We start from the raw sequence: 25,535 nt of genomic DNA, 5'->3' as shown, positions 1-25,535 counted from the left end.
GGGACGCCCGCTGGGGGCCCGGGCAGGTGCCGGGCCCCGAATGTCCTGTCAGAGAACGGGCATTGCTGTGAGGTTCCCCTGGTGCAGCAGAAAGGCGCGGTTGCCGGCCCCGGCGATCTGCCAGGCGCCGCCCACCCCCTGGGTGAAGGGCCACGCCTCCTGACCGTTGCGTGTGTCCACCGCGACGATGCCGTCCTCCCCGTTCTCGTCCATCGCCAGCCATGCCGTGTGGCCCTGGACGACCGGGGCTGCGGCCCGGGGCAGTCCGTCCGCCGCCTCGAGAAGCAGGGTCCACTTGCCGGCGCCCGAACCCGTGGTGCGCGCACGCACGTTGGGGCCGTCGACCGCGTAGACCACATCGCCGTCCACTGCCGGCGAACCCCATCCTGTGCCGGCCTCAGCCTTCTGCGACCACTTCTCCTTGCCGTCCGACAGGCGCAACGCGGACAGTGATCTCCCCCCGAGGAAGACGGTTCCTCCGGCGATGGCGGGGGTGAGCACCTCGCTGTCCGCACCCTGCCGCCTCGGGCCCCAGACCGTCCTGCCCGAACTCACGTCGAGGGCAGCCACCTTGGCGTCGGTGCCGTGGACGACGAGCCGTCCTGCCGCTGCGGCTCCCTTGGCGGGCTTGCCCGCGGACGTCCGTACGGGCGAGGCGACGGACCAGAGCACCTTGTGGGAGGAGAGGCTGACTGCGCGGAGCTTGCCGTCGCTGGTACTGATGTAAGCCGCTTCCTCGTCCGCCGCCAACAGGCTTGCGGCTCCGGCGTCCTGGGCTGCCCACTGCTGCTTCCCGTTCGCCGCGCTCAGCGCGAGGAGCGTCCCGTCTCGCGCGACCCCGAGCACCGTCTCACTCGTCTCGCCCGGCACGGCAAGCACGTTGACACCTGGTGCGGTGCCCTTCGCCTGCCAACGGCGCTTCCCGTCGCGGACGTCGTAGGCACGGAGGCCGCCACCGGGCGCGGTGACGACGAGCACGTCCCGTACGGGCACGGGCGGTTGGGCCTTGCTGTCCGTGGCCTGGACCGGACCCCACAGAGGCTTCGGCGCGGCTCCGGCGTCGTACTTCGACAGCGGCTTCGCGTCCCATGAGCCGGAGTCGTCGCCGTTCCCGCCGAGCCACCACCATGCGGCGGTGCCGCCTCCGGCGGCGACGACGGTTCCGCCGACAGCCAGACCGACGAGCAACTTCCGCCTCGTGGGGCCGTTTCCAGCGCCGGCACCCTTGCTCCATGTGTTCTCGCCGCTGCTCGGCAACGCCGACAGCCGGGTCGCGTCGCGTTCCCGCTCGGCGATGTCCTCCGCCAGAGGTCCGCGCTTCCATGCGCGGTCGGAACGCGGCGGCGGTGCGCAGGCCCTGCCCAGCTGATCCGGAGTGGGCCGTCCCTCGGGGGTCTTGGCGAGACAGGGGGCGATGATCGCGCGGAGTTCGGCGTCGAGGCCGTCCAACCGCGGTTCACCGTGCACCACTTCGTACTGCACCGCCGCGACATGGCCCGCCTCGAACGCGCGACGCCCAGTGGCCGCGTAGGTGAGGACCGCACCCAGGGCGAACACGTCGGCGGCCGGGCCGACTCGATGACCGAGCACCTGCTCGGGCGGGCCGTAGCCGGGCGTCACCGGGACCTCGCCGGTGGACGTCAGGGTCAGCCCGTGCTCGGGGCGTGCGATGCCGAAGTCGATGACGCGCGGCCCGGACGAGGTCAGCACGATGTTCGGCGGCTTGATGTCCCGGTGGACGAGACCGGCTCCGTGCACGTCCTGCAGCGTGCGGGCGAGAGTCGCGCCGAGCGCGCGCAGCCCCGGGCCGTCGAACGGGCCGTGCTGCTCGACGGCCTGATCGAGTGTCGGCCCGGCGAGGAATTCGGTGGCGATCCACGGCCGCCCGCCTTCCGTCTGCGCGCCGAGCACCCGGGCAACGCCCTTGCTGCGTACGGCTTGAGCCGCCTCGGCCTCGCGTACGAAGCGCCGGGCCAGGCCCTGATCGTGCGCCAGCTCGGGACGCAGCACCTTGATCGCGGCGGGACGCCCGCCGTTGTCCCGCCCCAGATAGACCTTCCCCATCCCGCCGGCACCGAGCACTCCGATCAGACGGTATGGTCCGAGGCGCAGCGGGTCCCCGGTGCTGAGGGGGTTCATGAGACGTGGGCTCCTGGTGGGACGTGGTGAGGGGGCTGTTGGAAGACGGGAGTGGAAGACGGGAGTCGGTGGGCCGGGCTACTCGAGCGGGAGCGCGAGCGTCGTACCGCCGGAGGTGGCGATGAGTCTGCGGGACTTCCGGTGTGCGAGAAGAACCCCGCCTCCGGAGTCGTTGGGGCCCTGGAAGGTCCACGCTTCCTTACGGCTCTTCAGGTCCACGGCGGTCACCCACTGGGTCTTGGGGGTGGGGAAGTAGAGGTATCTGTTGCCGACCACGGGCGGGCTGGTGCCGTTCGCCGGAACCGCGGCCCAATCGGCTTTCAACTCCCACTTGAGCTTTCCCGTTCCGGCGTCCAGGGCGATGACACCGTTTCCGAGCTCCTGGGCGTACAGCACCCCGTCTCGGACAGTCGGCTTCCCGTACCGGAGACTGTCGGGAGCAGTCTTCTCGGGGAACTTGCGGTCCGCTCCGAACCTCCATGAAATGCGGCCGTCGGAGACGCGAATCGCGGCGAGCTCTTTGTACCCGATCCCGAGGTAGAGGTGACTCCGACTGCGCGCGAAGCCCCCGTTCCACGATGTGGCCGTCATCAGTTCCCCGGGGAATCGCCGGGACCACAGCACCTTCCCGGTGCGGCGGCTGAGCCCTGTCAGTTCGTCACGGAACCTGATGACGAAGACATCTCCCACCGGCATCAGGACCGTGTCCTGATCCTCGAGAGGTGTCCTGGCGGCGCGGCGCCACCGCTCCTCGCCTGTTTTCCCGTCAATGGCGATCCGGACGCTCCCGCGCTTCTTGCCCTTGCGCTTCTTCTCGTCCTCACCGGCGATGAGGACGAGGCCGAGGTGTGCGCCCAAGAGGCTGTAGCTCTTGAGCCCGAGCTTCGAGAGCTTGAAGCTGGACCCGAGCAGTGTTCCCGTATCCAGATCGACAGGGCATAGTTCAAGGCTTTGCGGGTCCACGGCATACATGGCATCGTCCGACACCGCCAGGTCCTCGATGCCGATCAGGGAGTCGTTCTTCCCCAATCGATCTCCTGACTCCACGTCAAGAGTGCTGAGCCCACTGTCCGACAGCAACGCCACGTGCTTCCCGACAAACAACGCCTGGGTCACGCTGAGAGACTCGGCAGAGCTGTCCTTCCAGAGTGCTTCGGGAGCAACTCCTGGCGGACGTCGGCCGGGTGTCGAACCGTCGTCACCGCGCTTCTCCTCGTCGGGCGCAAGCCATGCCCAGGCACCGACAGCGGCGGCTCCCGCCGCAACGACTCCGCTTCCTCCCATCGCGAGGGCACGACGGCGAGAGAGCGGGGTGCGGGTGAGACTCGCTTCCCCGAATACGGTGTCTGCCTCGGGGGCGGGAGTCCTCGCGTACTCGGTGCTCCAAACGGCTGCTGCGCGCCGCAGAATCTCGGCGTGCACCGCGTCGGGCAGATCTTCCTCGAAACTGCCGCAGCCCGTCCGTAGGGCTTCAGCGAGTTCGGCCGTTCCAGGACGATTGTGCGCATCCTTTGTGAGGCACCGCTCCAACAACGGCCGAAGCCCAGGTGGTACGGCAGCAAGGTCGGCTTCGCTGTAGCGCACTCGATAGAGGAGGTCGGCTGCCTGCCCGACGCCGAAGGGACCATGCCCGGTGGATGCAAAGACGAGGACCCCGGCCAGCGCGAACACATCCCCGGCGGGGGCATGTTCCATACCCGTGGCCTGCTCTGGAGACATGAAGGCAGGTGTACCGGCCGCAGCCCCTGTACGCGTCAGCCGTTCGTCACCCGCTGCCCTCGCGATGCCGAAGTCGATGAGCTTGGGCCCCGTGGCAGTGATCAGGATGTTCGACGGTTTCAGGTCCCTGTGCACGACCTCGGACCGATGCAGCTGTGCCAATGCATCGCAGAGAGCAGCGCCGAGTGCACGCGTGGCCTCTTCGGGGAGCGGACCGCACATCGCCACCACGTCGTCGAGCGGTGGGCCCAGTACGTATTCCGTTGCCAGCCAGGGGGTTTCGGCCAGTGGATCGGCACCCACCACCTCAGCCCCGTGGCGTCCGCCAATGACGCGAGCGGCATCCGTCTCAAGACGGAACCTGGTGCGGTAGTCGGCCTGTGCAGCGAACTCGGCGTGCATGGTCTTGAGGGCGACCGTACGGCCGCGGTCCGAGCGCGCGACGTAAACGGTGCCCATGCCACCACTGCCCAACCGGGCGACCAGCCTGTACGGGCCCAGGCGTTCGGGATCGTCATGGGTGAGCGGGGAAGTCATGGTGTTCAGTCCACTGGTAGGGCGTAGAGGGTGGATTGGGTCGCCACGAGCACGGTCCCAGGCACAGAGTCGACGAATGTCCCCGGCCCGACTGCTGCGGAATCCACCATCGCCATCCGCCACAGTGGGTCGCCGTCGCGGGTCCGCAAAGCGTCGATCTCCAGATCGGCCGACCGGAACAATGTCTGCTGCGAGGAACTGATCGCCATCTTTCCCGCAGAGCCGCCGCCCGCGTAGGGCGCGGCGCTGTCGCCACGGCGCCACAGGCTCTTGCCCTCACGGAGGTCGACTGCATGGACACGGAGACTGGAGTCAGAGACGTACATCGTGTTGCCTCTCACAACCGGCCCGGGAGCGGCGACCGCGCCCGTGTCGAGATGCCACCGCTTCTTTCCGCTCCGCAGATCGAAGGAACGGAGACCTCTGTCCACGTCGGCGACCAACTGGTTGCCGGCAGTCGGCAGTCGAAGCATCAGCGAGCCACGCTGAGCGCCGGGGTAGGAACGCTTCCACAGCCGCTTTCCCGTCCGTGCGTCCAGCGCAAGGTAGGTGAACCACTCCTCCTCGGACTCGAAGCCCGAGTTGGGGAGTAGCAGTTCACCTCCCCGCACCACCGGCACCGTGGTCTCGTCGGAGGAGAGCGGGTCGGGAAAGCCCGGGGGAATTCTGCTGCGCCATATCTCCTTGCGGTCACTCAGCCGGTAGGCGACCGCCCTGTACTTGTCGTCACTCGGCGCCTCGTTCACCTCCCCGAGGAAGTAGAGGATGCCCCGCGAGGCGGCAAGCGCCCTGTTGAACATGACGGGTTTCTCGGTCCCGTACCTGGTCTCGGTCCATTTGATCTGGCCGGACTTCACGGAGACGAGATGGAACTCATTGAGGTCCGAGACCAGTACCTCTCCCGAGCTCACGTCCAACGGAGCGACGCTCGAGCCTTTGTCGTCCCGAGACCAGGTCACCTTGCCGCTCCGCAGATCGATCGCAGTCAAATCGGCGACCCCTGCGAGCACCAGAGTGCGATTGCCCACGAGGACGTGTTTCCCCAGCTCTTCGCCGCCCGGAGAGTAGCGCCACAGCGGAGCTGGGCCGGTGCCCGCAACCGAAAGCTTCTTGGGGCGTTTCCGCGGCTCTTCCCCGAAAACCCGCCATCCGGCGACAGCGCCGGTTCCTACAGCGATCCCGGCTGCGCCGACTGCACCCGCGAGCAGAACCGACCGGCGGGAGGGCACGGGATGCGCAACCTGCGAGTGTCCTGTGTGAGAGGTCACCCCCGAGGCAACATCGGACGTCGCTGTCGCGTCCGCTTGAGCGGCGTACCGGACCGGATGCCGTGCGGCCTGGTCTGCCAGAGCAGTTGAGACGGCCGCAGGCGATTCTGGATACGGACGGGTGCCCGCCTCTTGCAGGCGACTCACCAGAGCGTCTGCGCGAGGTCGTTCGCTCGGGTCCGCCGACAGGCAGTCGGCCAGTATCTGACGCAGCAAGGGGTCTGCCGGCGACGGAAGGGGGGCCGTTTCGTCCGGCTCGGGATAGCGGCCCGTCAGGGCGTAGCTGAGGACGGTGCCCAAGGCGTATATGTCACCGGCCGGCCGGGGTCTACCTCCCGAGCGCTGTTCCGGAGGAAGACTTCCGGTCGGAACACCGGGGACGGACGAGCTTGCCGTGCCCTCCGGTGAGGCGGCCCGGACCAGTCCGAAGCCTGTCAGCCGGGGTCCGTCAGAAGTGAGAAGCAGCGTTTCGGGCGAGAGACCGGCGAACACCAGACCGTGCGCGTGCACGTTGAACAGGGCATCGGCCAGTGCCAGCGCGAGGCTGCTCACGTCCCGCTCATGAAATCCTTCTCCGCTGAGAGCCCACGCTGTGGTGAGAGGAATCGCCGGGAAGGTGCTGTAAGCGACCCAGGAATGCGTGTCCGTCGAAGGTGACACGTCAGCGATGTTCGCCACACAACGATGAGTGAGTCGTTGCGAGTTGACGGCCTCCGCCCAGAACCGCAGCCTGTAACCGTCGTCCCCTGCCGGCCCCCTCGGGGGAAGCATGACCACGCTTTGCTGACCGGAGTGGTCACCGCCGACATGGAACCGGACACCGCCGGAACGAGCGGGCAGTTCCTCCAGGAGAAGCCAAGACCCTGCCCGCCCGAGGTCCTCTTCATGCAGCGCCTTCATGCGCTCCTCTCCTGATACGGATGATGCCGTCGATCCACGTGGCTCATGGTGGGGTCAGTCCAAGGGCAGGGCGTAGACACTGTTCCGGCTGACCACCACGGCGAGATCATCCGTCGCCGCAGCCCTACGCCAGCCTGTTGGTCCTCCGGTCCGCCTCGGTGTGTCCAGGAAGCGCCAGAGGACCGAACCGTTGCGGGCGTCACGGGCGATCACTTCAGCTTCGTCCAAGGACAACACCAGCTGCCCCGATGAATTGATGAGGGTGTCCGGCGGCCGTTCAGTTGCTGTCCAGGCCCTGTCCAACGGGGACCGCCACTTCACCCGCCCCTCGGCATCGACGGCATGCACAGCTTGGGACACGTCGGTGATGAAGGCGGATTCACCATGTACGAGAGGGGGACCGAACTGGGGACGTTGGCCTTCTTCTCCGCCGGTCTCAAGGCGCCACTGAGGCTTGTCGCCTTTCTCCATGGCGTATCCACGGAGTACAGGCCCTTCTGCGGTGACGAGCCGTCCGTCACCGAACGTGGCCATCATCGAGCCCGCCACAGGTCCCGCATGGTCACGGCGCCAACGTACGTCGCCTGTACGGCGGTCGAAGGCGACCAACGCGGCAGAACGGACCTCTTTGCCGGCCGAGGACGAATTCTTGGAAGCGGTGACCACAAGCAGGTCCTTCGAGAGGTGCCCGCCGGTCGTCCCGGCAGGCACCGGACGACGCCACAGCTCGGACGACTCGGCCACGTCGTAGGCCACCACTGTCCACCCGCTGCCGGGCGCATCCCCAGCCGGTTCCTTGATCGTGAACCATGCCGTGCTTCCATCCACCGCGAGCACGGAGACGTAGGGGCTCGCGCCTCCCTTCCGGAACTTTTTCGAGCGCCAACGCACAGCCCCCGTACGGGCGTTGAGTGCGATCATGTCGCCGGCCGGGATGAGGACCGAGCCTCCCTCCACCATCCGCGGCTGACCGGAAGCCCGTATCCGGGACTGCCACACCTGCTTTCCCGAGCGGAGCTCCACGCCATGGACTGCTGATCCATTGACGACGACGGCGATCTCAGAAGAGTGGGTCACCGGTGCGTACTTCGGCGCATCGCCCGGAACCTCGAAACGCCATCGAGGGGTCGGCGGAGCTCCCTGCGGTCGCCTTCGCGGTGTCTTCTTGGCGGCGAGGCGTTGCGCGAGGGTGGGAGAAGGGACTTCCTCCGAAGTCACCATCCAAGTGACGGTTCCGCCGATCGCGATCCCAGCGGCTCCCGAAGCAGCTGTCGTCACCAACTTCCGGCGGGACGTCCTACTTGGCGGCGGCGTGGCCGTCTCAGAGGTTGCCGTGACCCCACTCTCATGCCCTTCACCTACGGATACGCGAGCACTGCCCGTGGGCCCGTGCGTCCCTGCAACGGTGACCGATTCGAAGTCAGCACCCGCTGCCCGGTGAAGAGCCAAGAGCTGCGGATCCGTTTCTGCGGCGAGAACCTGCTCGGCCTGGGCTCCGAGTGCTACGCAGACCCGCTTCGGTATCCAACCTGGCGACAGCAATGATCCGGCCCTGCTGGCATCACCATCCAGAACCGTCGCCGTGGATGGACGGTTGCCGTGAACGTTCTCAGCCCACTGGCCCGAGCTGCGCATCAGTTCATCCAGAACAGTGGACGCCGGGGGGCGGCGGGCAGGATCGCGGGCGAGGCATGCCGCGATGAGGGACTGCAAGCTGACAGGCAACTCTTCGCTCTCAGCGATCATGTGGCCTGTCGCTGCATAGGAGAGCACCACGCCCAACGAGTAGATGTCCCCGAGCGGCCGCGGCCTGCCCCCGGTGAGTTGCTCCGGAGGGACACTCTCCGAGACCAGCCCTGGCAGCCCGGAACGATCCTCCCCGTCAGGCGCCGCCGACCGGACGGCGCCATAGCTCGCGAGGCGAGGTCCCTCCGCACTCAAGAGCGCGGACCAAGGCGTGATCCCGGCATGAGCGAAGCCACGTTCGTGCAAGGACGTCAGCGTTTCGGCGAGGACGGCTCCAACCGTGACGACGGTGCGGAGGGGAAGTGGACCTCCGTAGGCACCCATGACATCGGGGAGCGACAAGGCGGGAACGAAGGGCGACGCGTACCAGGGTTGCCCGTCGTCGACCGATGAGATCTCGATGACCGGCACTAGTCCCGGAATCTCAGTACTCAGCCTCTGCGCCTGCTCGGCTTCGAAACGGAATCGGGTGAGACAAGCTGTGTCCGTCTGGGCTTCCTGGGAAAGCGTGGTGACGATAAGGGTTCGATCACCACTTGCGGAATGTGCGACGAATCGCCGCTCACGACCATGCCTTCGGCTCGCTGCATCGCCGAGGAGTCCGACGGTTGGGAACGGACCAATACGGCGCGGATCGTCCTTGTACAGCAGTTCCATTACCTAGCCCATGCGATTCGCGGCCACGAGCCATGCTCGCGAATTCCGTATTGTGTTGATACTCCTGGAATCAGGGTGTGCCACAATTACTCACCCGATGAGGTCCGCAGACATGCCGAACCAGGCGAACTGAACCGAATGGCTGGACAGTTCGCCTGGACGGCATGCAGACGGCGTGGGCGTCTCCCGCGCACGCCCACGCCCCACGTCCGACGTCCGAACAAGGCCTAGCCGAAGTTGCCGGCAGCTCGCTTGTCCGTCGCCTGGTAGTCACCGCTCGCCTGCGTGACCTTGTCGGCGATGCTGTTCAGAATGTTGTGGACGTGGTCAGCCTTCTGATTCCACTGCTGCTGCATGGTGTTGTACTGGGTCTGGGCCTCGCCCTCCCAGTTGGCAGAGACACGGTTCACGGCCTGGCGAATGTCTTCCAGGTCGCCGCGAAGCCGGGAAGCCTGCTGCTTGATGCTCGTAGCAGCTTCCTGAAGGCTGGAATACCGTACTGCGATCTCATCGCCGGCGCTCTGGTCGTTAGGTCCCACGAGGAGTTCCTCCTTGGTTCTTTATGTCTTGAGTGCTTGCCTAGAACGTCTGCGCTGGCGTCAGTACGCGCTGAGCTTGGAGTTGTGGGCCCCTTCGGCGCCACCGGTGTAACCGCCCACGACATCGACACCGCGCATGGCCGCTGCGGCCTCGTCGTCGGTGTTGCCAGTCATGGTCCGAGTGGCCTTGATGGCCTCCTGGAAGTGCGTGAGCATCCGGCCCATGCGCACCATCTCTTCGTTGACCTCGGTCTGCTTCCTATTGAACGCACCGGCACCGATTCCGCGCCAAGCACCCTCAAGCCCGTCGATGTTCGCCTGGAGCTGAGAGAGCTGTGCCTTGATGGAATCGAACTTCTCGCCCAGCTGCTGCTCGATCCGTGCGAGTTCGCTGTCGGTTAGCCTCTGCTGGCCTGCCATGCTTCTCTCCTGTCGTGTGTTTCCGTCCGCCTGAGAGACGGCGGCTTCTTCAGCGCTGGTTCCGCCTCATCCGCATGAAAGCGAATGCGCCGGCCAGAACAACGGCGACCCCAACACCTGCACCGATCAAGGTCAAGAGCTGGCCGTCGTCACCGGACTTCGAGGAGTCTGCCACCTTGACCTTGTCGGAGGCATTGTCTTTCTCGGAATCCGAAGACCCTGAATTTGCAGTGTCCTTGGCCGGACCCGTCTTCTTTCCGGTGAGCGGGCTCACTGCGGGATTGCCCGGATCACCTTCACCTTCGACCAGGTTCATACGAGGGCGTACGGCACCCCAGCCGATGTATTTGCTGGGCTTGTCGCTCTTCGACTCACGGCCAGCCGTGTCGATCATCACGCGCAGAACCTGATTGGCCGTCCAGTCAGGGTGTTTCGACCAGATGAGTGCGGCCGAGGCAGAAGCGATAGCGGTGGAGGCACTCGTTCCACCGTCTCCATCGCAGTAGCGTTGGAAGCTCTTGTCGCACCACCGCGGAATATCACTCCCCGGAGCGACGAGATCGATGTAGTCGCCGGACTGGGAGAACTTGGAGACCTTCCCCTTCTTATCCGTCGCTCCTACACCGACCACGTCCCGGTAGAAGGCCGGGTACTGAATCTTGTTCTTACCGTCGCCCTCGTTGCCGACGGCCGCGAACATGAGTTTCCCCTTGCTCGCCGCGTACTTCACCGCCGCTTCGTCGTCAGGAGTGAAGTATTCGCTGCTGATGGAGATGTTGATGACCTTGGCATCCGTATCAGCTGCTGCACGAATGGCCTGGTCGATGGTGCTCGTCTCCTGCAAGTCGTTGCTGGTCGACGTCGCCGTGCGAATCGGAATGATCTGAGCATCAGGTGCGAACCCCTTCAGACCTCCCGCTCCCTTGCCGGCGATGAGCTCGGCCATCGTGGTGCCGTGCCCCGAACCGTCCTTCTTTTCGCTACCCGCCTCGCCGGAAACATTCTTCCCGGCGAGCACCTGACCCTTGAGGGATTTGGTCGAGCTGACGCCACTGTCGACAACGGCGACCTTCACCCCCTTGCCAGTGCTCTTCTGCCAGACGCGGTCCATCTGCATGGCATCGAAGTACCACTGCTTGGAGGTCACATCCTCGGCCACAGCAGCCTGAGGCAACCCCGAGAGGACGACGGTCCACACACCGGTGGCGGCGACCAGTGGCAACAGCCACCTCTTCATCGGGTGCCCCCCGTCAGCGTCATGGACCTGGTCACTGCCGTCATTCCTGAATCACCCGTACTACTCGATCACCGGCGGAACAGTGCCGCGTCGGCCTGTCGTCCATGTCTCTTCGTCTTCGACCAGGTAGTCGGGACGAGTACCGTTCTCGACTTCCTCATCCCGAGTGGTCGGCACCCTTCCACCCGGCACCATCGCTCCACCCGCTGCACCGGCACGTGCCAACCCCGAACCGCCAGGCGTGAATTCACCAAGGCCACGACCTGCCCCGCCGGAGCGCGGGAGACCGACGACGCCTCCCCGCCCGGCAGCCGGCTTCTTCACGAAGGCACGGGGAGTCGACGGCGCACCAGTTGATCCGACAACGCGGCCGAAGGTACCCCGGAGGCCGCCCTTGCCGGTCGAACCCTCGTTGCCGACGACCGTTCCGCGTGGGATCCGCGGCGCCTTCGCGCCACTGACAGCTCGGCTGGGCGTTCCTCCGACGATCCCGCCAGGACGCGACGCTCGAGGTGTCGTCGGCTGCCCAGCCGCCATCGAACCGGCACCAGCGGTGCGGCCGATCATCCCCGGGCCCATGCCTCTTGCGCCCGGCCTTCCCGTCATCCCGTTCTGGCCCGGTCCAGGTCCCAGATTCGCAGTGCGGCCCATGGGCCCCGGTCTGGCCATGCCGGCCTGACCGGTACGGCCGACGGGCCCGACCGGCCCCTGACCGGTGGCCCTGGGCGTGCCGGCAATTCCAGGCGCCTTGGCGGTGCTGCGCGCGAGCCCTTGCGCCGTAGGTCCCGGAGCTATGGGAGTCACCGGCCCGGCTGACGGGCCTTGAGCAGTCGGTGTCGCAGGTGAGGTGGTCGGGGGCGTGCCGACTTCCGGTGCGGGAGCAGGCGGAGCGGCGACGCTGTCGATCTCCGTACCAATGTTCCGCTCGGGAACGGGGGTCACTGCAGTAGGCCCCTGAGTCGTGACTGACGCAGTCTCGCGACCGCCATCAGGTGTTGCCGACCTCGCCTCGGATTGGACGGTGCCAGGCGAGTCCGTGGACGACGGCTCACCCTCGCCCGCACTCCTTGGGTCCTCGGGGCCGGGCCTCGGCACACCCACGTTAGGCATCGCGCCGAAGGTCGGCGGCTCCTGGCCGGCCATGATCTCGTTGGAGACCGTGTAGTAGGAGCCGAGCCGGTTCATCTGGTTGATCGCCTCTTGGCGGTCTTCCTCGACCTTGGCTGCCTCGGCGTACTCCTTGTTGCCCTCGACCTGCGCAGGCGCCGGGATGTCCTTGACGTCCTTCTGGACCAGCCTGGTGTCCCGCGGCGGCATCGACTTCTGGACGGTCGCCAGACCGGAACCGGAAGCCTTGATCTGCGTGCCGGCGTTCTCGGAGTAGTCGGCGAGCTTGCGGGAGTTCTTGACGAGGCCTCTGCCCCACGTACGGAACGCGTCGCCGGACTCGCCTTCCCAGTCGACGCTGTCGATATGACCGCTCAGCTCCTCGGCGGCGCGCCGGATCGCACCGCCAGCCTTCCAGAGTGCGTCACCCGCGTGCTCCATGTCGCTCGGACGGCCGTTCTCAACCAGATCGATCATCTGGTTGAGCCTGTGGGCCTCGAAGCTCGTCTTGCCGAGGTTGCCGTCACCACCGGTGCCGAAGAAAGGGAGCGACGACATGACCCGACGCAGCTCGACGACCGCAAGGTTGGGAGCGACGTTCGGTACCTCCGGACGGGGCTGCTCCTCGGCCCCGCCGCTCTGACCATCTTCGTTTCCAGCCATGGCACTTCCTCCCTTCGTCAGTAGTTGGACTTGTCGTCGCCGGTGTGGCCCTTGTCCCTGCCCGCGTCCGCACCCTCGGCGTTCTTGCGGGCGTCCTCGGCGCGCTGCTGCGTACGGGCCTGGATGGCCCAGAAGCGACGTCGCACGTCCTCTTCCAGGTTGTTGAAGCCGACGTCCGCGCCGTGCACGGCGATCTGCATGGCCTCGATCTGGTCGCTGAGCGTCTGCGACAAGGTGGTCAACTCCGTGTGCACGCGGTTGTACTGCGTGAAGAGCCCATCGGCTTCAGCGAACGGGGCGTTGCCCGCGCTGAAGGACGAGCGGGAGATCTGCTGGTCACCCACCCTCGCTGCGGGGGAGCCTGCGAGGTCCTTGAGGACCGAGTCCACCCGCTTCTTGAAAGTGGTAAGAGCTTCCGCGCCCCGTTTCAGGTCGCGCCCTGAAGGCGCTGGAGCGGAACCGCCCCCCTCGGCAGGCCTCATTACGGCTCTCCCCCTCCACCCGTTTGAGTCTTCGCAGTCTTCGCGATGCTGATGACGTCCGGTGACACTTTAGCCACTGGGTACCACTGTTCCAACTGCAAACCTGCGCAAGAGACTTGCTCAACTCACTGAAACAACCGCAGTTCTGCGTGCATGCCACGTTGTCAAGTAGCCGTCTGCAACAGGAGCGAATCAGCCTGTCGACGGCAGAGCTTCGACACGAGACTTCCACAGCCGAACCCATCCCCCAACGGGCGAATTGCCCTGCTTCCGCCGCCAGTTGTGAGGATTCGGTGATGATGTCGGGCGTCAGGCGGAAGCATCGCTTCCATCCATCACACGTCCCGTACGGCGGCGCCAGTCACGGTAGATCTGCGCACCGCCGGCGATGACGATTACCAGCACGCCACCGCCCACTACGGCATAGGTGCCGATGCGTTCGTTGCGTTCCTGAGTGGTTTCACCGAGCTGCAACTTTGCTGGAGTGGGCGCCTCCGCCTGCGAGATGCCCTCGTCCGGAGTCGGCTCCTCGATCGGCTTCTCGTCCTCGGTCAGTGCGCGGAGCGGGTCGACGACACCCCATCCGACGAGGCGGTCGTGGCCTGCCACGGAGCGTTCAGCTGTCTGCTCGATCTGGGCGACGATCTGCTGCCGCGTCCAGTCCTTGTGCTCGGCCTTGATCAGCGCGGCCACACCAGCCACGTACGGGGCAGAGAAACTCGTCCCGTTGTCGGCACAGTGCCCTCCCCCCGGCATGGTCGAGACCATGTCGACCCCCGGGGCGGCGACGCCGACGAACTCGCCGGACTGCGAGAAGGGCGCCCGTTCGTTGTTGCGGTCGGAGGAAGCCACGGCCAGCACGCCGTCGAACGAGGCGGGGTAGGTCTCCTTGACGTTCCCACCGAGGCCGTCGTTGCCTGCGGATGCGACGACCACGACATCGGCCGCCAATGCCTTGTCGACCGACTCCTTCAGCACGGAGTCCGGCTTGAGGGCTTCGGTGGTGTCCTGGGAGATGTTGATGACGTCGGCCTTCTTGCTCACCGCGTGATCGATGGCTTGGGCGAGGGTCTTGGCCGTCCCCCGGCCGTTCTCGTCGTTCTGCCTGATGGGGATGATCGTCGACTGCGGGGCGAGCCCCGCGAATTTCGTGTCCGTGCTCCTACGGGCAGCGATGATTCCGGCGACCTTGGTCCCGTGACCGACGGTGTCCGTCGTGCCGTTCTGCTTGCCCCGGGTGACGGGCTGCTCGTTCTTCTTCGGCTTCCCCTTGGGCAGCGTGTTCAGCCCGCTTCCCGCATCCACGGCTCGCTTGAGCTGAGGGTGTTTCACATCCACACCCGTGTCGATGACCGCGACGCGGACGCCCTCACCCATGCTCTGCTTCCAGAGGTCGTCAAGGAGGATTCTTTCGAGCGACCACGGCATTCCCTTGTAGACCTTCGGCGGGTTCGCGCACGGTTCACTGCCCTCCGCTGCCGCCGGCGAAGCCGTGGCGAGGCCGAGCGTGGTCACCGCGACGGCAATCGCGGCGGGGAACGCCGTCCAGCGGCGCAAGCGTGTCGCGCCACCGGACATGACGCGATTCGGGCTGTACGTCATTCGTCTCTCTCCCCCGAATCAGGAACCCTGCGGCTGCTTGGCGCTTTCAGTTGACAGCCGTGGCCCGGTCGGCAGGAACTGTGACCACGCGGCCGGAATCGGCGTCGGATTCTTCAGGTTCTCGTAGCCGAGGCGAGCCTGCGCCGACTTGTCCTCGCCCGGCGTCTCTTCTTTCGACTTCTTGCCGTCGCTGCCGATATCCGACTCGTCCTCCGCGCTGTCACCGTTGGTCTGCATGGCGTAGCGCAGGCCGGTGTCCGTGACCAGGAAAATGCCGCCGGACTTCGTGCTGTCGCCCTTCACCTGCCGGAAGAGCTGTCCCGAACCAGGACTGACGTAAGCGCTCGAGGAACCGGTGGGCAGCTGGGCAGGGAAGCGGTCACCACTCCAGGTGCTGAGCGTCGTACGGCCCTTGCTGCTCACGTCCCGCAGTACGTTGCAGGAGGTGTCGCGCTCGCTCGCCGCGCTGCTCCCGGCATTGACCGGCACAGGCTTCTGGCTGGGCCACTTCTTCCCGTCGGCATAGGTCTGCTTGTCCGCGGTGAACGAGACGGCGTTGACGCGCTTCGCCTTGTTCGCCTGGTCCAGTCCGGCCAGTTCCGGAGAGTGCAGGAGCAGCTTCGCGGTGAAGTCCGAGACCGGCATGACGCGACCGCTGACGACTACGTAGTGCTGGTCCCGGGGGCCGGACTCGGCTTTGAGGACCATGCCGACGCGATTCGACACGCTGTCCAGGTCACCTTCCACGTTGGCCGGTGCACCAGGCTTGTCGTCCACTTCGGGGAAGAAGATCTGATCGCCCTTGTTCAGCGTCAACAGCCACTGATTGGAGACGCGTTGGGGGGTGGCCGCCCCTCCCACCAGGGCACCGAGCAGCTGCCTTCTCCGTTGGCCCGCTTCGCCGATCTCGTAGCGGGTGCCGCTCTTGTCCACGAGGTACTGCTTGCCGTTCGACCCTTCCACGTACATGACGTCGCCTCGGCGCAGCTTCTCTTCGCCCTCGACCTTCTTCTCCTCACGCTCGGCGAGGACGAAGGCCGCCTTCTGGACGGCCGTGCCGCTTCCACGTGGCCGTTCACAGACGACCCAGCGCTTCTTGCTGCCGGCTTCTTCGGCATCCGGCAGCCTGTCCGGCGCGTAGGGGATGCCGATCGTCGCACCGTGCGGAAGCTTGCCGCTGTCGAGGAACTTCTCGTCCACCTTCATCGGTTCGCCGCCCTGGCTGTTCTCGAGAAGGAGCTTGGCGGAGGTGAGGTTGAGTACGGGATGCAGCTGCTTGCGCTTGTTCTTTCCGGTCTCCAGGACGACGTAGCGAGTCGTGGACTTGCTGCCGATCAGCACGTTCTTGCCGGTCTCGTCCCAGCCCTTGGGCACCTGCGGCTTGAACATCCCCCACGCTCCGAACCCCGCCATGATCAGCACCCCGACGATCAGACCGGGGACGATCCCGCGAAGCGGACGGGGAGCGCCCTCTTCCGTACCTGTCGGAGAGGGCTGAAGGAACTGCGCAACCAGACGCTTCTTCGCGAAGGTGTATGCGTTGAGCTCGTCCCGCCGTGATGCCATGAGTGAATTGCCTCTCCCCGCTGACCGGTTGCCGTGGACCATCGGACACCGTCACTGGTGCCGTTTGTCGGACCGTCCCCCTACTATGCCGGTTGACGATCCTCTCCCGCTGCTCCGGTAGGGTGATCGCCCGGCCAACGTCCCTTGACTTCTGGGGCGAATACGGACATGAGGGGGCTAAGCGGCGATGGGAACTGCAACCCGCGCCCGGGGGGCCGCAGCTGGGCCCGGTGACCGGCGTCCGAGCGGCTCGACGGGTACGACGACACCGGCACGCCCTCGCATTCCCGCATCGACCGTTCTGCGCACCGAATCGCGCACGACGCGGCTCGGTCCGTTCCAGTTGCAACAGCTCGTGCTCATCGAGCTGGCGCTGGTCGTGCTGGTGGTCGCCGCCGCCATCGACCAGTTGATGCTCGTGCCCGCCGCAGTCATCGCCGTCGCCCTGCTGCTGTTCGCGCTGATGCGCCGTCACCAGCGTTCGATCCGCGACTGGCTGGCCACCGTGCTCGAACTGCGTGCCCGTAAGCGGATGTTGGCGATGCCCCTCACGGAGCGGCTCGACCCGAGTTTGGGCCCGGCCGTGGAGTGCGCGCCCGGTCTGCGTACGTACGCCTTCCTCGACCGCGACCGCCGCACGATCGGAATGCTCGGCGACGGCAGTTTCCTCACGGCCGTCGTCCGCGTGGAGGCCGGAGTGAGCGCTCTGCGCCCCGCGTTCGGGGCACGCGCCCTGCCGCTCGGGCTGCTGCGCGACGCGTTGGACGTTGACGGGATCGTGCTCGAATCGGTCCAGGTCGTGCAGCACGTGCAGCCCGCGCCGGCGCCGCATCTGCCCGAACAGTCCGTGGCACGGCGCAGTTACGCCCCACTTCAGGAGCAAACCGGGTCTCCCGCACTGCGGTTGACGTGGGTCGCGCTCAAGCTGGACCCGGAGCTGTGCCCCGAGGCGGTCAAAGCGCGCGGAGGCGGCGTCGAGGGAGCGCAGCGCTGTCTGACGCGCGCTGCCGACCAGTTGGCGAGCCGCATAACGGGTTCGGGCTTCCGCGCTTCCGTGCTGAACGAGGAGGAGCTGGTCGCCGCCGTGGCGACCTCCGCCTGCGCCAACCCGTTGGCGACGGCGCGGGCGAGTCAGCCCGACGCCCCGCCGGCCCGCCGTACGCAGGAGACTCCGCGCGCGTGGCGTTGCGACGACCGCTGGCACACCACGTACGGGGTGGGCCGCTGGCCGGAGGTCGGCCGGGCGGCGACTCCGCTTCCCCGGCTGGTGTCCCTGCTGACGTCCGTCCCGGCGCTCACCACGACGTTCAGCCTCACGATCGGCCGCGCGACGCGACGGCAGTCGGTGTCCGTGAACGGACACGTGCGCATCACCGGCCGCACGGACAATGAACTCTCCCAGGCACGCCGCCAGTTGGAGCGTGCTTCCCGCTCGGCGAAGGTCGGGCTCGTACGACTGGACCGCGAGCAGCTTCCGGGTGTTCTCGCGACGCTGCCGCTCGGGGGTGCACGCTGATGGCACGTGGCATGGGTCTGATGCAAGGGCTGCGAGGTCCGCAGCGTGCGGGCCATTCGCTCCCGGCCGACCATCTGGCGGCGCTCTCGCTGCCCATAGGCGACGACGGCGTCGTCGTCGGGAACGACGCCGAGGGCCGTCCCCAAGTGGTGGGCTTCCACCACCCGATGCCGTACGACGTCGTGCTGATCGGCGGTCTGTGGACGGCGCAGGTGCTGGCGCTCCGCACCGCCGGTACGGGCGCACGCGTCGCAGTCGAGACGGGCCGCGCACACGTGTGGACGAACCTGGTGCAGGCAGCGGGGGCGGGGCAGGAGTGCATCACCCTCCATGACGTCGCGCGGGTCCCGCCCATGGGCCCGACGGTGGGAAGCCCTGTGCTCGTCGTGCGGGACTGCGGAATGCGGCCCCCTCGTGGACGCGTTGCCTCCTCCGCCTGGCAGTCTGTGCTGACGCTGCTGCCGTATCTGAGCCCGGTGGCGCCGCGGTTGCTGCGCAACTCCTCGTTGATCGGCGTGCAGCGGGTCTCGCCCGACGAGGCGAAGCAGATCGGCCGGATCCTGCAGCTGCCGCAGCAGGAGGTCGAAGCGCTGTCGACCCTCGGGGACGGAGTGACCCTGTGGTGCACGAAGCGCGACCGGCACTACGCGCTGACGCAGCCCACGGATGCGGAGACGGGCCTTCTGGGGACACCCCGCCGGCTCGACTGACCGTGAAGGCGCACTGCGGCCTCGGCTCACGGCATGCGAAGTTCGAAGTGCACGTGCCGCGGACCAACGCCGCTTGAAGCGCCACAGACCACATGACGGACGGGGCCGAGCCCGGTCCGAAGCCGAGACGGAACCGAGACCTTGGGCTGGTTGAGTCAGGTCACGGGGCCCCGTCTCCCCTTGAGGCCGGGCCGCTCTGCCGTGCCCGGAGTTACGGTGATTAGGCTTGGTGGGCGCGTAGCAAATCGGGGTGCATGACCACAGCAGCAGGAGGCATTGTGAGCAGCGATCGGGACGAGATCCGCGACGGCGGGATGGTGCCCGACACCGATCGGCCCGATGCGGAAGCTGATTCCGAGCACGAGACGGAATCGACCGGTCAGTTCACCATCGACTACACGCCGCCTGCTTGGTACACGCAGGATGCGAACAGCTCCCCGAGCCATGCGTATCCGTCCACGCCGGCCGCCACGCCCGCTCCCGGGCCTTCCCCGGAGACGTCCCAGCCCGAAGAGGCACCTCGCCAGTTCACGGACGACGCCGGCCCCGAGACGCCGCCTGCCGCGAACGCGGGCGAGGAGGAGCGGGGTTCCACCGGGTCTCCGGGAGACTTCCCGCTGCCGACGCCGGATTGGGCGCGCCCGCCACAGGCCGCGGATCAGCCCGCAGACGCCCCGGCCGAGCCCGACAAGAACAACGGGCCCACCGTCGACGCCACCGGTCCGGCCAGCGCCTCCGATGACGCGAGCGAGCCTGAGCCCGCCGCGCACGACGAAGCGACCTCCGACCCGCGGACGAGTGCGGGTACGGGTACGGGAACAGGTACGGGTACGGATGCGGGCCTCGCGGACGGTGCGGGCGACATCGAGGACGGCGCGACGATGCGGTTCTCCGCAGCCGCGTTGCGCCGGGAGATCGCCGAGGTCGCCGCAGCCAAGGAACGTGAGAAGGCCGAGGCCGAGGGGAGCAACGCCCCCTCGCACAGCGACACTTCGTCGCCCGCCGATGCATTCGGTGACTCCGGCAGCGGAACACCCCCCGCCGGCGTCCCCGCCTCCACGGACGCCGCTCAGAGCTCCGACGTCGCCCCCGGTGAAGGGCCTGCCGACGAACCGCAGGACGCCGTGCCTCCGCATGGTCAGTCCACGCCTCCGCAGCAGACCCCGCCGTGGCAGCCCATGCCCGCGGCCGACGGCAGCAACATGCCCGGTCCCCTGCCCGGATCGGAGCCGCCCCCCGGGGTGCCGCCGCTCCCGCCGGAGTACCAGCCCGCCAACCCCCCTTCAGCAGGCGACCCCTGGTCCACCCCGTCGGGCGGCCCGAGCCCCACCCCGCCCCTGCCCGAGCAGCGCGACCACAGCCAGCACCCAGGACAGCAACAGCCCGGCCCTCAGCCCGGCCAGCAACAGCCGGGCTACGGATTCCCGCACCAGGTCGGCCAGCAGCCTCCCCAGCAGCAGCCTGGAAACACCGGCGCACCCGGCTCGCCCGTACCTCCGAGCGGGATGCCCCCGATGCCGCTCCCGCAGCAGGATCAGGCCCCCGACACCGCACGCCCCGCACTGCCGCCCGCCCCCAACTCGCCCCAGCAGCAGGCTGGTTACGGATACCCGCAGCCGGGTGGCTACGGCTACCCGCAGCAGCCCGGACAGCAGTACCCGGGCCAGCAGCCCCCGTACACGCCCCAGCCTCAGCCTTACCCGCAACAGCCCGCACAGCAGCAACAGCCGCACCCGGGCCAGCCGGTTCAGCACCAGCCCGGCACCCCGCCCGCGGGCTACGGCTACCCGCAGCAACCGGAACAGGCCCAGCCCGGACAGCAGCAGCCGCAACAGCCCGCCGACCCGCGCCGCCAGAACCAGGGCGGCTCGCCCCTCGGCTACACCGCGGCGGTGGAGCTGTCCTCGGACCGTCTGGTCAACAGCAAGCGGAAGCCCCGCTCGCAGAACCCCGCCCGCAACTCCCGCTTCCGTCTGGGCGGCAAGAAGGAAGAGGCGGAGCGGCAGCGCAAGCTCGACCTCATCCGTACGCCGGTGCTGTCGTGCTACCGCATCGCCGTCATCAGCCTCAAGGGCGGCGTCGGTAAGACCACGACCACCACGGCTCTGGGCTCGACCCTCGCGACGGAGCGCCAGGACAAGGTCATCGCCATCGACGCGAACCCGGACGCGGGCACCCTCGGCCGCCGGGTGCGCCGCGAGACGGGTGCGACGATCCGCGACCTGGTCACCGCGATCCCGTACCTCAACAGCTACATGGACATCCGCCGGTTCACGTCCCAGACGAGCGCCGGCCTGGAGATCCTTGCGAACGACGTGGACCCGGCCGTCTCGACGACGTTCAACGACGACGACTACCGCCGCGTCATCGACATCCTCGGCAAGCAGTATCCGATCATCCTCACCGACTCGGGCACCGGTCTGCTCTACTCCGCGATGCGCGGAGTGCTCGACCTCGCCGACCAGTTGATCATCATCTCCACGCCCTCCGTGGACGGTGCGAGCAGCGCGAGCACGACGCTCGACTGGCTCTCCGCCCACGGGTACGGCGACTTGGTGCAGCGCAGCATCACGGTCATCTCGGGCGTCCGCGAGACCGGAAAGATGATCAAGGTCGAGGACATCGTGTCGCACTTCCAGACGCGCTGCCGGGGAGTCGTCACCATCCCCTTCGACGAGCATCTCTCCGCCGGCGCCGAGCTCGATCTCGACATGATGCGTCCGAAGACCCGCGAGGCCTACTTCGAGCTGTCGGCGCTCATCGCGGAGGACTTCAGCCGCGCCCAGCAGGAGCAGGGCCTGTGGACGGCGAACGGCCAGCCTCCGCCGCAGCTGGCACCGCCCATGCCCGGGCAGCAGCCGCCGGGGCCGCCCATGCCGGGACAGCAGTACCCGGGCCAGCCGCCCCAACAGCCGTACGGGCAACAGCAGTACGGGCAGCAGCAGTACGGCCAGCAGCCCCCTCAGGCGCCCTACGGACAGCAGCAGCCGCAACAGCCGCCTGAGGGCTGGCCGCCGCAGTCGAGCTGAGGCACCGTCGCAGAGCGGCGGCGTACGGGACACCGGCGCCGCCGCCGTAGGGCGGTCATCCGCCCCGCGAGCGGATCAGCGCTGCGCGCCGTCCGCCTTCGCCACCAGGTCGCGGCAGCGGTCCACGTCCTCGCCCATGCGCTCCAGCAGGGCGTCGAGGGTGTCGAACTTCTCCTGCCCGCGGATGTAGGCCAGGAAGTCCACGGCGACGTGCATCCCGTAGAGGTCGAGGTCCACGCGGTCGATGGCGTAGGCCTCGACGGTGCGCTCGGTGCCGTCGAACTGCGGGTTGGTCCCCACGGAGATCGCAGCCGGCATGCGCTCGCCGTCGGCGGTGAGCCAGCCGGCGTAGACCCCGTCGGCGGGCACGGCGGTGTGCGGGACGGTCTCGACGTTCGCGGTGGGAAAGCCCAGTTCACGGCCGCGTTGAGCGCCGCGCACGACCACGCCTTCGACTCGGTGGGGGCGTCCCAGGACCTCGGCCGCACCGTCGACGTCCCCGTCGGAGACCAGGCGCCGCACCAGCGAGGACGAGAAGGGCTCCCCGCCTCCGGCGGTGCCTCGCTCGTAGAGGTCGATGACCTCCACCTCGTAGTCGTAGGTCTCGCCGAGCTCCGCGAGGAAGTCGACGTTGCCCGCGGCCCTGTGCCCGAAACGGAAGTTGGGCCCCTCGACGACGCTCAGGGCGTGCAGCCTGTCGACCAGGACCTTGGCCACGAATTCGGCGGGTGTGAGCTGCGAGAACTCCGCGGTGAACGGCAGCACCAGCACGGCGTCCACGCCGAGTTCGGCCATGAGGTCGGCTCGCCGGGGGTGCGGCGCGAGCAGCGGCGGGTGGCTGCCGGGCCGTACGACTTCGCTCGGGTGGGGATCGAATGTGACGACGACTGCGGGCACTCCGAGTTCGCGAGCGCGCGCAACCGTCCTGCTGATGATCAGCTGGTGCCCGCGGTGCACCCCGTCGTACGAGCCGATGGTGACGACACTGCGCCCCCAGCCCTCCGGGATGTCCTCCAAGCCACGCCAGCGCTGCACGTCACTGCTCCTCGCCGATGCCGATGGGTTTCGCCGGTCCAAGGGTGCCATGCCGCTGAGCTGCCCCCTCACCGGACCCGCGCCTACGCACGGTCTGCCAGGGCATCGCACATGCGCCGCGCGCTGGGCCCGACCACCGCCGCCCACGCATTGGGTGCGGCTTCCGCCCAGGCCCGCAGCAGTTCGGCGAACCCCGGCACCTCCCGGGACAGCTCGACGAGGCGGCGGTCGAAGCAGGCCGCGCCCTCGGGCGTACGCGCCATGAGCAGCCCGATTCTGCGGACCAGTTCTGCGGTGAAGCCCCGTCCGGGGCGCTCCGCCGGGCCGTTCCCGTCCTCCACTGCGTGCACGCGTCCGCCCCGCACCACCGCCGCCAGCGCCGCGTCCAGCACGGTGATCTCCCGCTCCCCCAGCAGCAGCACGTCCAGCAGCTCGTCCCGCAGGGGCCCCGGCCCCGCCTCGCCGAGTGCCCGGACGAGACTCGCCCGCAGCGGTGCGCAGGGCGAGCTGAGCAGGGCGTCGGTCAGCAGTTGGAGCCCGGCCCGGTCCTCCGCTCCGGGGGTGAGTCTGCGCCGTACGAACGGGGCCAGCGCCTCCGCCGCCCTCTCCGGCCGCAGCTCGGCGTACTCACGCACCAGCTCGGCGGTGGCCACGGCGAGGCCCGCGTCCGTCGCTTCCGCGAGGGTTTCCACCAGGTGGTGCGCCCCGCTGCCCGGCTCGCCCAGCCGCGCGCGGAACGCGGCCAGCACGGGCTCCGGCCGCTCGCGGAGTGCGCGGGTGAGTGCGTCGGACAGCTCCCTCGCACCTGTGGCGCCCAGCAGGTCGAGCGCAGCGTCGAGATGTTGGTCACGGTCGGCGGAGATGCGCAGCAGGAGGGCCATGGCCGACGCGTGCAGGGAGAGCTCGCCGGAACGTCTCAGCAGTGCGCGCGCGGCGCCGGCGAGGTGTTCCCGTTCGGCGTCCGTACGGGCGTGCCTGGCCATCTGCGTCCCGTACTCGGCGGCCGCGATCCGCCGCAGGCTGCGCTCGTCGTGTGCCCAGCGTTCGACTGCACGGCACAGCGCTGCCGGTTCGTCCTGAGCGAGTTCGCCGAGGAGTTCGTCGGCGCGCGGATGGCAGGCGTCGATGAGCAGGTCGAGCAGAAGGCCGGGTGCGCGTCCGCGATGTGCGTACAGCAGCGCCTGTGCGGCTGACGCAACGGTGGGCTGCGGCAGTCCGCTCGCGGGTGTCCCGCCGTTCAGCGTGCGCCTGTCGGTGAACCAGCCGCACAGCAGCGGCAAAACGGCTTCGGGATCGGCGGCCGCGAGTTCGTCGACCACATCCAGGCATCGACCGTTCCCGCGCCCGCCCTCCGGCCGGTGGAGGGGATCGGCGGGCAGCATCAGTCGTAGCAACTCGGTCTGCTGGCCGGTCGGCAGCCGAAGTCGGCGCCAGAACCCGGGGCCGAAGTCGCCACCGTGCCCGTCCGCCGCGATGCGCTGCGCGAGCCGCGTGAGGACGCCGTCGTACGGGCGTGCGTCGTTGACGCGCCGCAGCGTGTCCTTGAGCAGACGGGTGGCCCACCAGACGCTCTCCGGTGCGACTCCCCCGAAGCAGACGTCGATCAACGGAAGCAGGTGCCTCTCCAGAACCGCAGGACCTTCGAGCCGGTCGCACAGCAGCAGGGCCTGCACGACCGGGCCGACGCGGTGCCGCGGGACATGCGGCCCGGCCGGCGCACAGGACCGGCCGTACGCGGCGGACGCCTCCAACTCGGCGCTCTGCCCGGCCCGTTCGTGCACGAGTGCGGCCAGGGCCGCCTCCACCTCCAGGTGGCGCCCCTGAAGCCAGTCGGCGAACTCCTCGTCCACGAAACGGAATTGATCGCCGGCCTCCTCGAGAACGCCTTCTTCGAGCACCGCCGACCGCCAGCCGGACCGCCGTGGGAAGACCTCCTCGAAGTCGGCCCTGCCCACCGCTCCCTGCCCGGGCCCCAGGCATCGCCGCGCCGCCTCATGAAGTGCACCGGCAGCCCGGACCGCGAGCCTCCGCACGGCGCCGTCACGCGCCGCACGCCCCAGTTGGGCCGCCACCCGGCCGGCGATGCGCAGCGCGACGAGATCGAGGTGGGCGGAGAAGATCTCGGTACGGCTCGGAGCGGCGGAGCCGCAGTCGGCGGTGTTCAGCGCTCCGCGGATCTCGGCCAGCATCCGCATGGCCAGCGGATGTCGGGCGTCCCCTTCGGCGAGGGAGCCGTCGTCGAGGCCGTACCGCTCTCGCGCGCGGGCTGCCTGTTCGGCCGGCAGATCGCCGATCCGCACGCAGGGCGGCAGGACGGCGCCTTCTGCCGCGTCGGGCCCGTCAGCGCCCTCGTACAGCATCGTGGCGGGGAAGAACTCCCCTGCCTGCTCCCAGTGTTCGGGCCCGCACGCGATCACCATCCGTGCCCCCGAAGCCCGCAGCCAGCTCACCGTGCCCGCCGTCCAGCGCCTCAACTCGCGTGCGAGCCCGAGCGGCATCTCCTCGGGCGCGTCCAGCAGCACGAGCAGCGGACGCTTGGCGTCGCGGGCCAGCCGGGCGACGACGTCCGCACTCGGCGGGCCGCCGTTCGCACCGGTGCCCCCGTCCGGGTGGGCCTGCGGGCGTCCGGCGTCCGCCAAGGCCCGGCCCACCGCCTCCCGTAC

The 25,535-nt window shown here is 68.2% G+C and carries 16 protein-coding genes; 3 read left to right on the top strand and 13 right to left on the bottom strand.

Going from position 1 to position 25,535, the window contains the following annotated elements; all coding sequences use genetic code 11:
• Positions 1-48: 48 nt before the first annotated feature.
• From H5J26_RS10030 to eccB, 11 genes are all read right to left on the bottom strand, one after another.
• Entirely contained in the window at positions 49-2,139 is a 2,091-nt protein-coding gene (locus tag H5J26_RS10030) for a serine/threonine-protein kinase (protein ID WP_181765413.1), read from the bottom strand.
• Between the two features lie 78 nt (positions 2,140-2,217).
• Positions 2,218-4,395 carry a serine/threonine-protein kinase gene (locus H5J26_RS10025; RefSeq protein ID WP_181765419.1) on the bottom strand — a complete coding sequence of 726 codons (2,178 nt, stop codon included), beginning with the start codon at positions 4,393-4,395 and terminating at the stop codon, positions 2,218-2,220.
• A gap of 5 nt (positions 4,396-4,400) precedes the next feature.
• Positions 4,401-5,624, bottom strand: a complete 1,224-nt coding sequence (locus H5J26_RS32240) for a PQQ-binding-like beta-propeller repeat protein (RefSeq protein WP_181765412.1) — start codon at positions 5,622-5,624, stop codon at positions 4,401-4,403.
• A gap of 993 nt (positions 5,625-6,617) precedes the next feature.
• Positions 6,618-8,966 (bottom strand): PQQ-binding-like beta-propeller repeat protein, encoded by a 2,349-nt coding sequence (locus H5J26_RS10015; protein ID WP_181765411.1) that lies wholly within the window; start codon positions 8,964-8,966, stop codon positions 6,618-6,620.
• Positions 8,967-9,193: 227 nt separating this feature from the next.
• Entirely contained in the window at positions 9,194-9,505 is a 312-nt protein-coding gene (locus tag H5J26_RS10010) for a WXG100 family type VII secretion target (RefSeq protein ID WP_181765410.1), read from the bottom strand.
• A gap of 60 nt (positions 9,506-9,565) precedes the next feature.
• A complete protein-coding gene (locus H5J26_RS10005; RefSeq protein ID WP_181765409.1) occupies positions 9,566-9,925 on the bottom strand; it encodes a WXG100 family type VII secretion target in 360 nt (119 codons plus the stop codon).
• Between the two features lie 49 nt (positions 9,926-9,974).
• Positions 9,975-11,162: a S8 family serine peptidase gene (locus tag H5J26_RS10000; protein ID WP_181765408.1), complete on the bottom strand. Its 1,188-nt coding sequence runs from the start codon at positions 11,160-11,162 to the stop codon at positions 9,975-9,977.
• Between the two features lie 60 nt (positions 11,163-11,222).
• The gene (locus tag H5J26_RS09995; RefSeq protein ID WP_181765407.1) at positions 11,223-12,932 is read right to left on the bottom strand and encodes a WXG100 family type VII secretion target; all 1,710 of its coding nucleotides are present in this window, start codon (positions 12,930-12,932) and stop codon (positions 11,223-11,225) included.
• A 17-nt stretch (positions 12,933-12,949) separates the two neighbouring features.
• Entirely contained in the window at positions 12,950-13,321 is a 372-nt protein-coding gene (locus H5J26_RS09990; protein ID WP_309237853.1) for a hypothetical protein, read from the bottom strand.
• A gap of 402 nt (positions 13,322-13,723) precedes the next feature.
• Positions 13,724-15,016, bottom strand: a complete 1,293-nt coding sequence (gene mycP, locus H5J26_RS09985) for a type VII secretion-associated serine protease mycosin (protein WP_419183775.1) — start codon at positions 15,014-15,016, stop codon at positions 13,724-13,726.
• Positions 15,017-15,034: 18 nt separating this feature from the next.
• Positions 15,035-16,582, bottom strand: a complete 1,548-nt coding sequence (eccB, locus tag H5J26_RS09980; RefSeq protein WP_181765405.1) for a type VII secretion protein EccB — start codon at positions 16,580-16,582, stop codon at positions 15,035-15,037.
• Positions 16,583-16,769: 187 nt separating this feature from the next.
• Between eccB and eccE the strand changes: the two genes are divergently transcribed.
• The 3 genes from eccE (at position 16,770) to H5J26_RS09965 (ending at position 21,837) form a co-directional block, all read left to right on the top strand.
• Positions 16,770-18,098, top strand: a complete 1,329-nt coding sequence (gene eccE / locus H5J26_RS09975) for a type VII secretion protein EccE (protein WP_181765404.1) — start codon at positions 16,770-16,772, stop codon at positions 18,096-18,098.
• Entirely contained in the window at positions 18,098-18,808 is a 711-nt protein-coding gene (locus H5J26_RS09970) for a hypothetical protein (RefSeq protein ID WP_181765403.1), read from the top strand. Before eccE ends, H5J26_RS09970 begins: the two co-directional genes overlap by 1 nt.
• Positions 18,809-19,086: 278 nt before the next feature.
• Positions 19,087-21,837 carry an SCO5717 family growth-regulating ATPase gene (locus H5J26_RS09965; RefSeq protein WP_309237852.1) on the top strand — a complete coding sequence of 917 codons (2,751 nt, stop codon included), beginning with the start codon at positions 19,087-19,089 and terminating at the stop codon, positions 21,835-21,837.
• Positions 21,838-21,912: 75 nt separating this feature from the next.
• Here H5J26_RS09965 and H5J26_RS09960 read toward each other — a convergent pair whose 3' ends face one another.
• Both H5J26_RS09960 and H5J26_RS09955 read right to left on the bottom strand, forming a co-directional pair.
• A complete protein-coding gene (locus H5J26_RS09960; RefSeq protein WP_181765401.1) occupies positions 21,913-22,872 on the bottom strand; it encodes a bifunctional riboflavin kinase/FAD synthetase in 960 nt (319 codons plus the stop codon).
• 83 nt (positions 22,873-22,955) lie between these two features.
• On the bottom strand, positions 22,956-25,535 hold a 2,580-nt coding region (locus H5J26_RS09955), incomplete at its 5' end, for a serine protease (RefSeq protein WP_181765400.1).

The organism is Streptomyces albidus (ex Kaewkla and Franco 2022), from assembly GCF_013870515.1.
Classification (GTDB): domain Bacteria; phylum Actinomycetota; class Actinomycetes; order Streptomycetales; family Streptomycetaceae; genus Streptomyces; species Streptomyces albidus.
Note: the sequence above shows the minus strand (reverse complement) of the source record. Positions and strands in the feature narration are given on the sequence as shown.

What these genes read in the sequence shown, in the direction of transcription:
- H5J26_RS10030 (WP_181765413.1), bottom strand. Translation starts at nt 2,139, where the DNA reads ATGAACCCCCTCAGCACCGGGGACCCGCTGCGCCTCGGACCATACCGT.
- H5J26_RS10025 (WP_181765419.1), bottom strand. Translation starts at nt 4,395, where the DNA reads ATGACTTCCCCGCTCACCCATGACGATCCCGAACGCCTGGGCCCGTAC.
- H5J26_RS10015 (WP_181765411.1), bottom strand. Translation starts at nt 8,966, where the DNA reads ATGGAACTGCTGTACAAGGACGATCCGCGCCGTATTGGTCCGTTCCCA.
- H5J26_RS10005 (WP_181765409.1), bottom strand. Translation starts at nt 9,925, where the DNA reads ATGGCAGGCCAGCAGAGGCTAACCGACAGCGAACTCGCACGGATCGAG.
- H5J26_RS10000 (WP_181765408.1), bottom strand. Translation starts at nt 11,162, where the DNA reads ATGAAGAGGTGGCTGTTGCCACTGGTCGCCGCCACCGGTGTGTGGACC.
- H5J26_RS09995 (WP_181765407.1), bottom strand. Translation starts at nt 12,932, where the DNA reads ATGGCTGGAAACGAAGATGGTCAGAGCGGCGGGGCCGAGGAGCAGCCC.
- mycP (WP_419183775.1), bottom strand. Translation starts at nt 15,016, where the DNA reads ATGACGTACAGCCCGAATCGCGTCATGTCCGGTGGCGCGACACGCTTG.
- eccB (WP_181765405.1), bottom strand. Translation starts at nt 16,582, where the DNA reads ATGGCATCACGGCGGGACGAGCTCAACGCATACACCTTCGCGAAGAAG.
- eccE (WP_181765404.1), top strand. Translation starts at nt 16,770, where the DNA reads ATGGGAACTGCAACCCGCGCCCGGGGGGCCGCAGCTGGGCCCGGTGAC.
- H5J26_RS09970 (WP_181765403.1), top strand. Translation starts at nt 18,098, where the DNA reads ATGGCACGTGGCATGGGTCTGATGCAAGGGCTGCGAGGTCCGCAGCGT.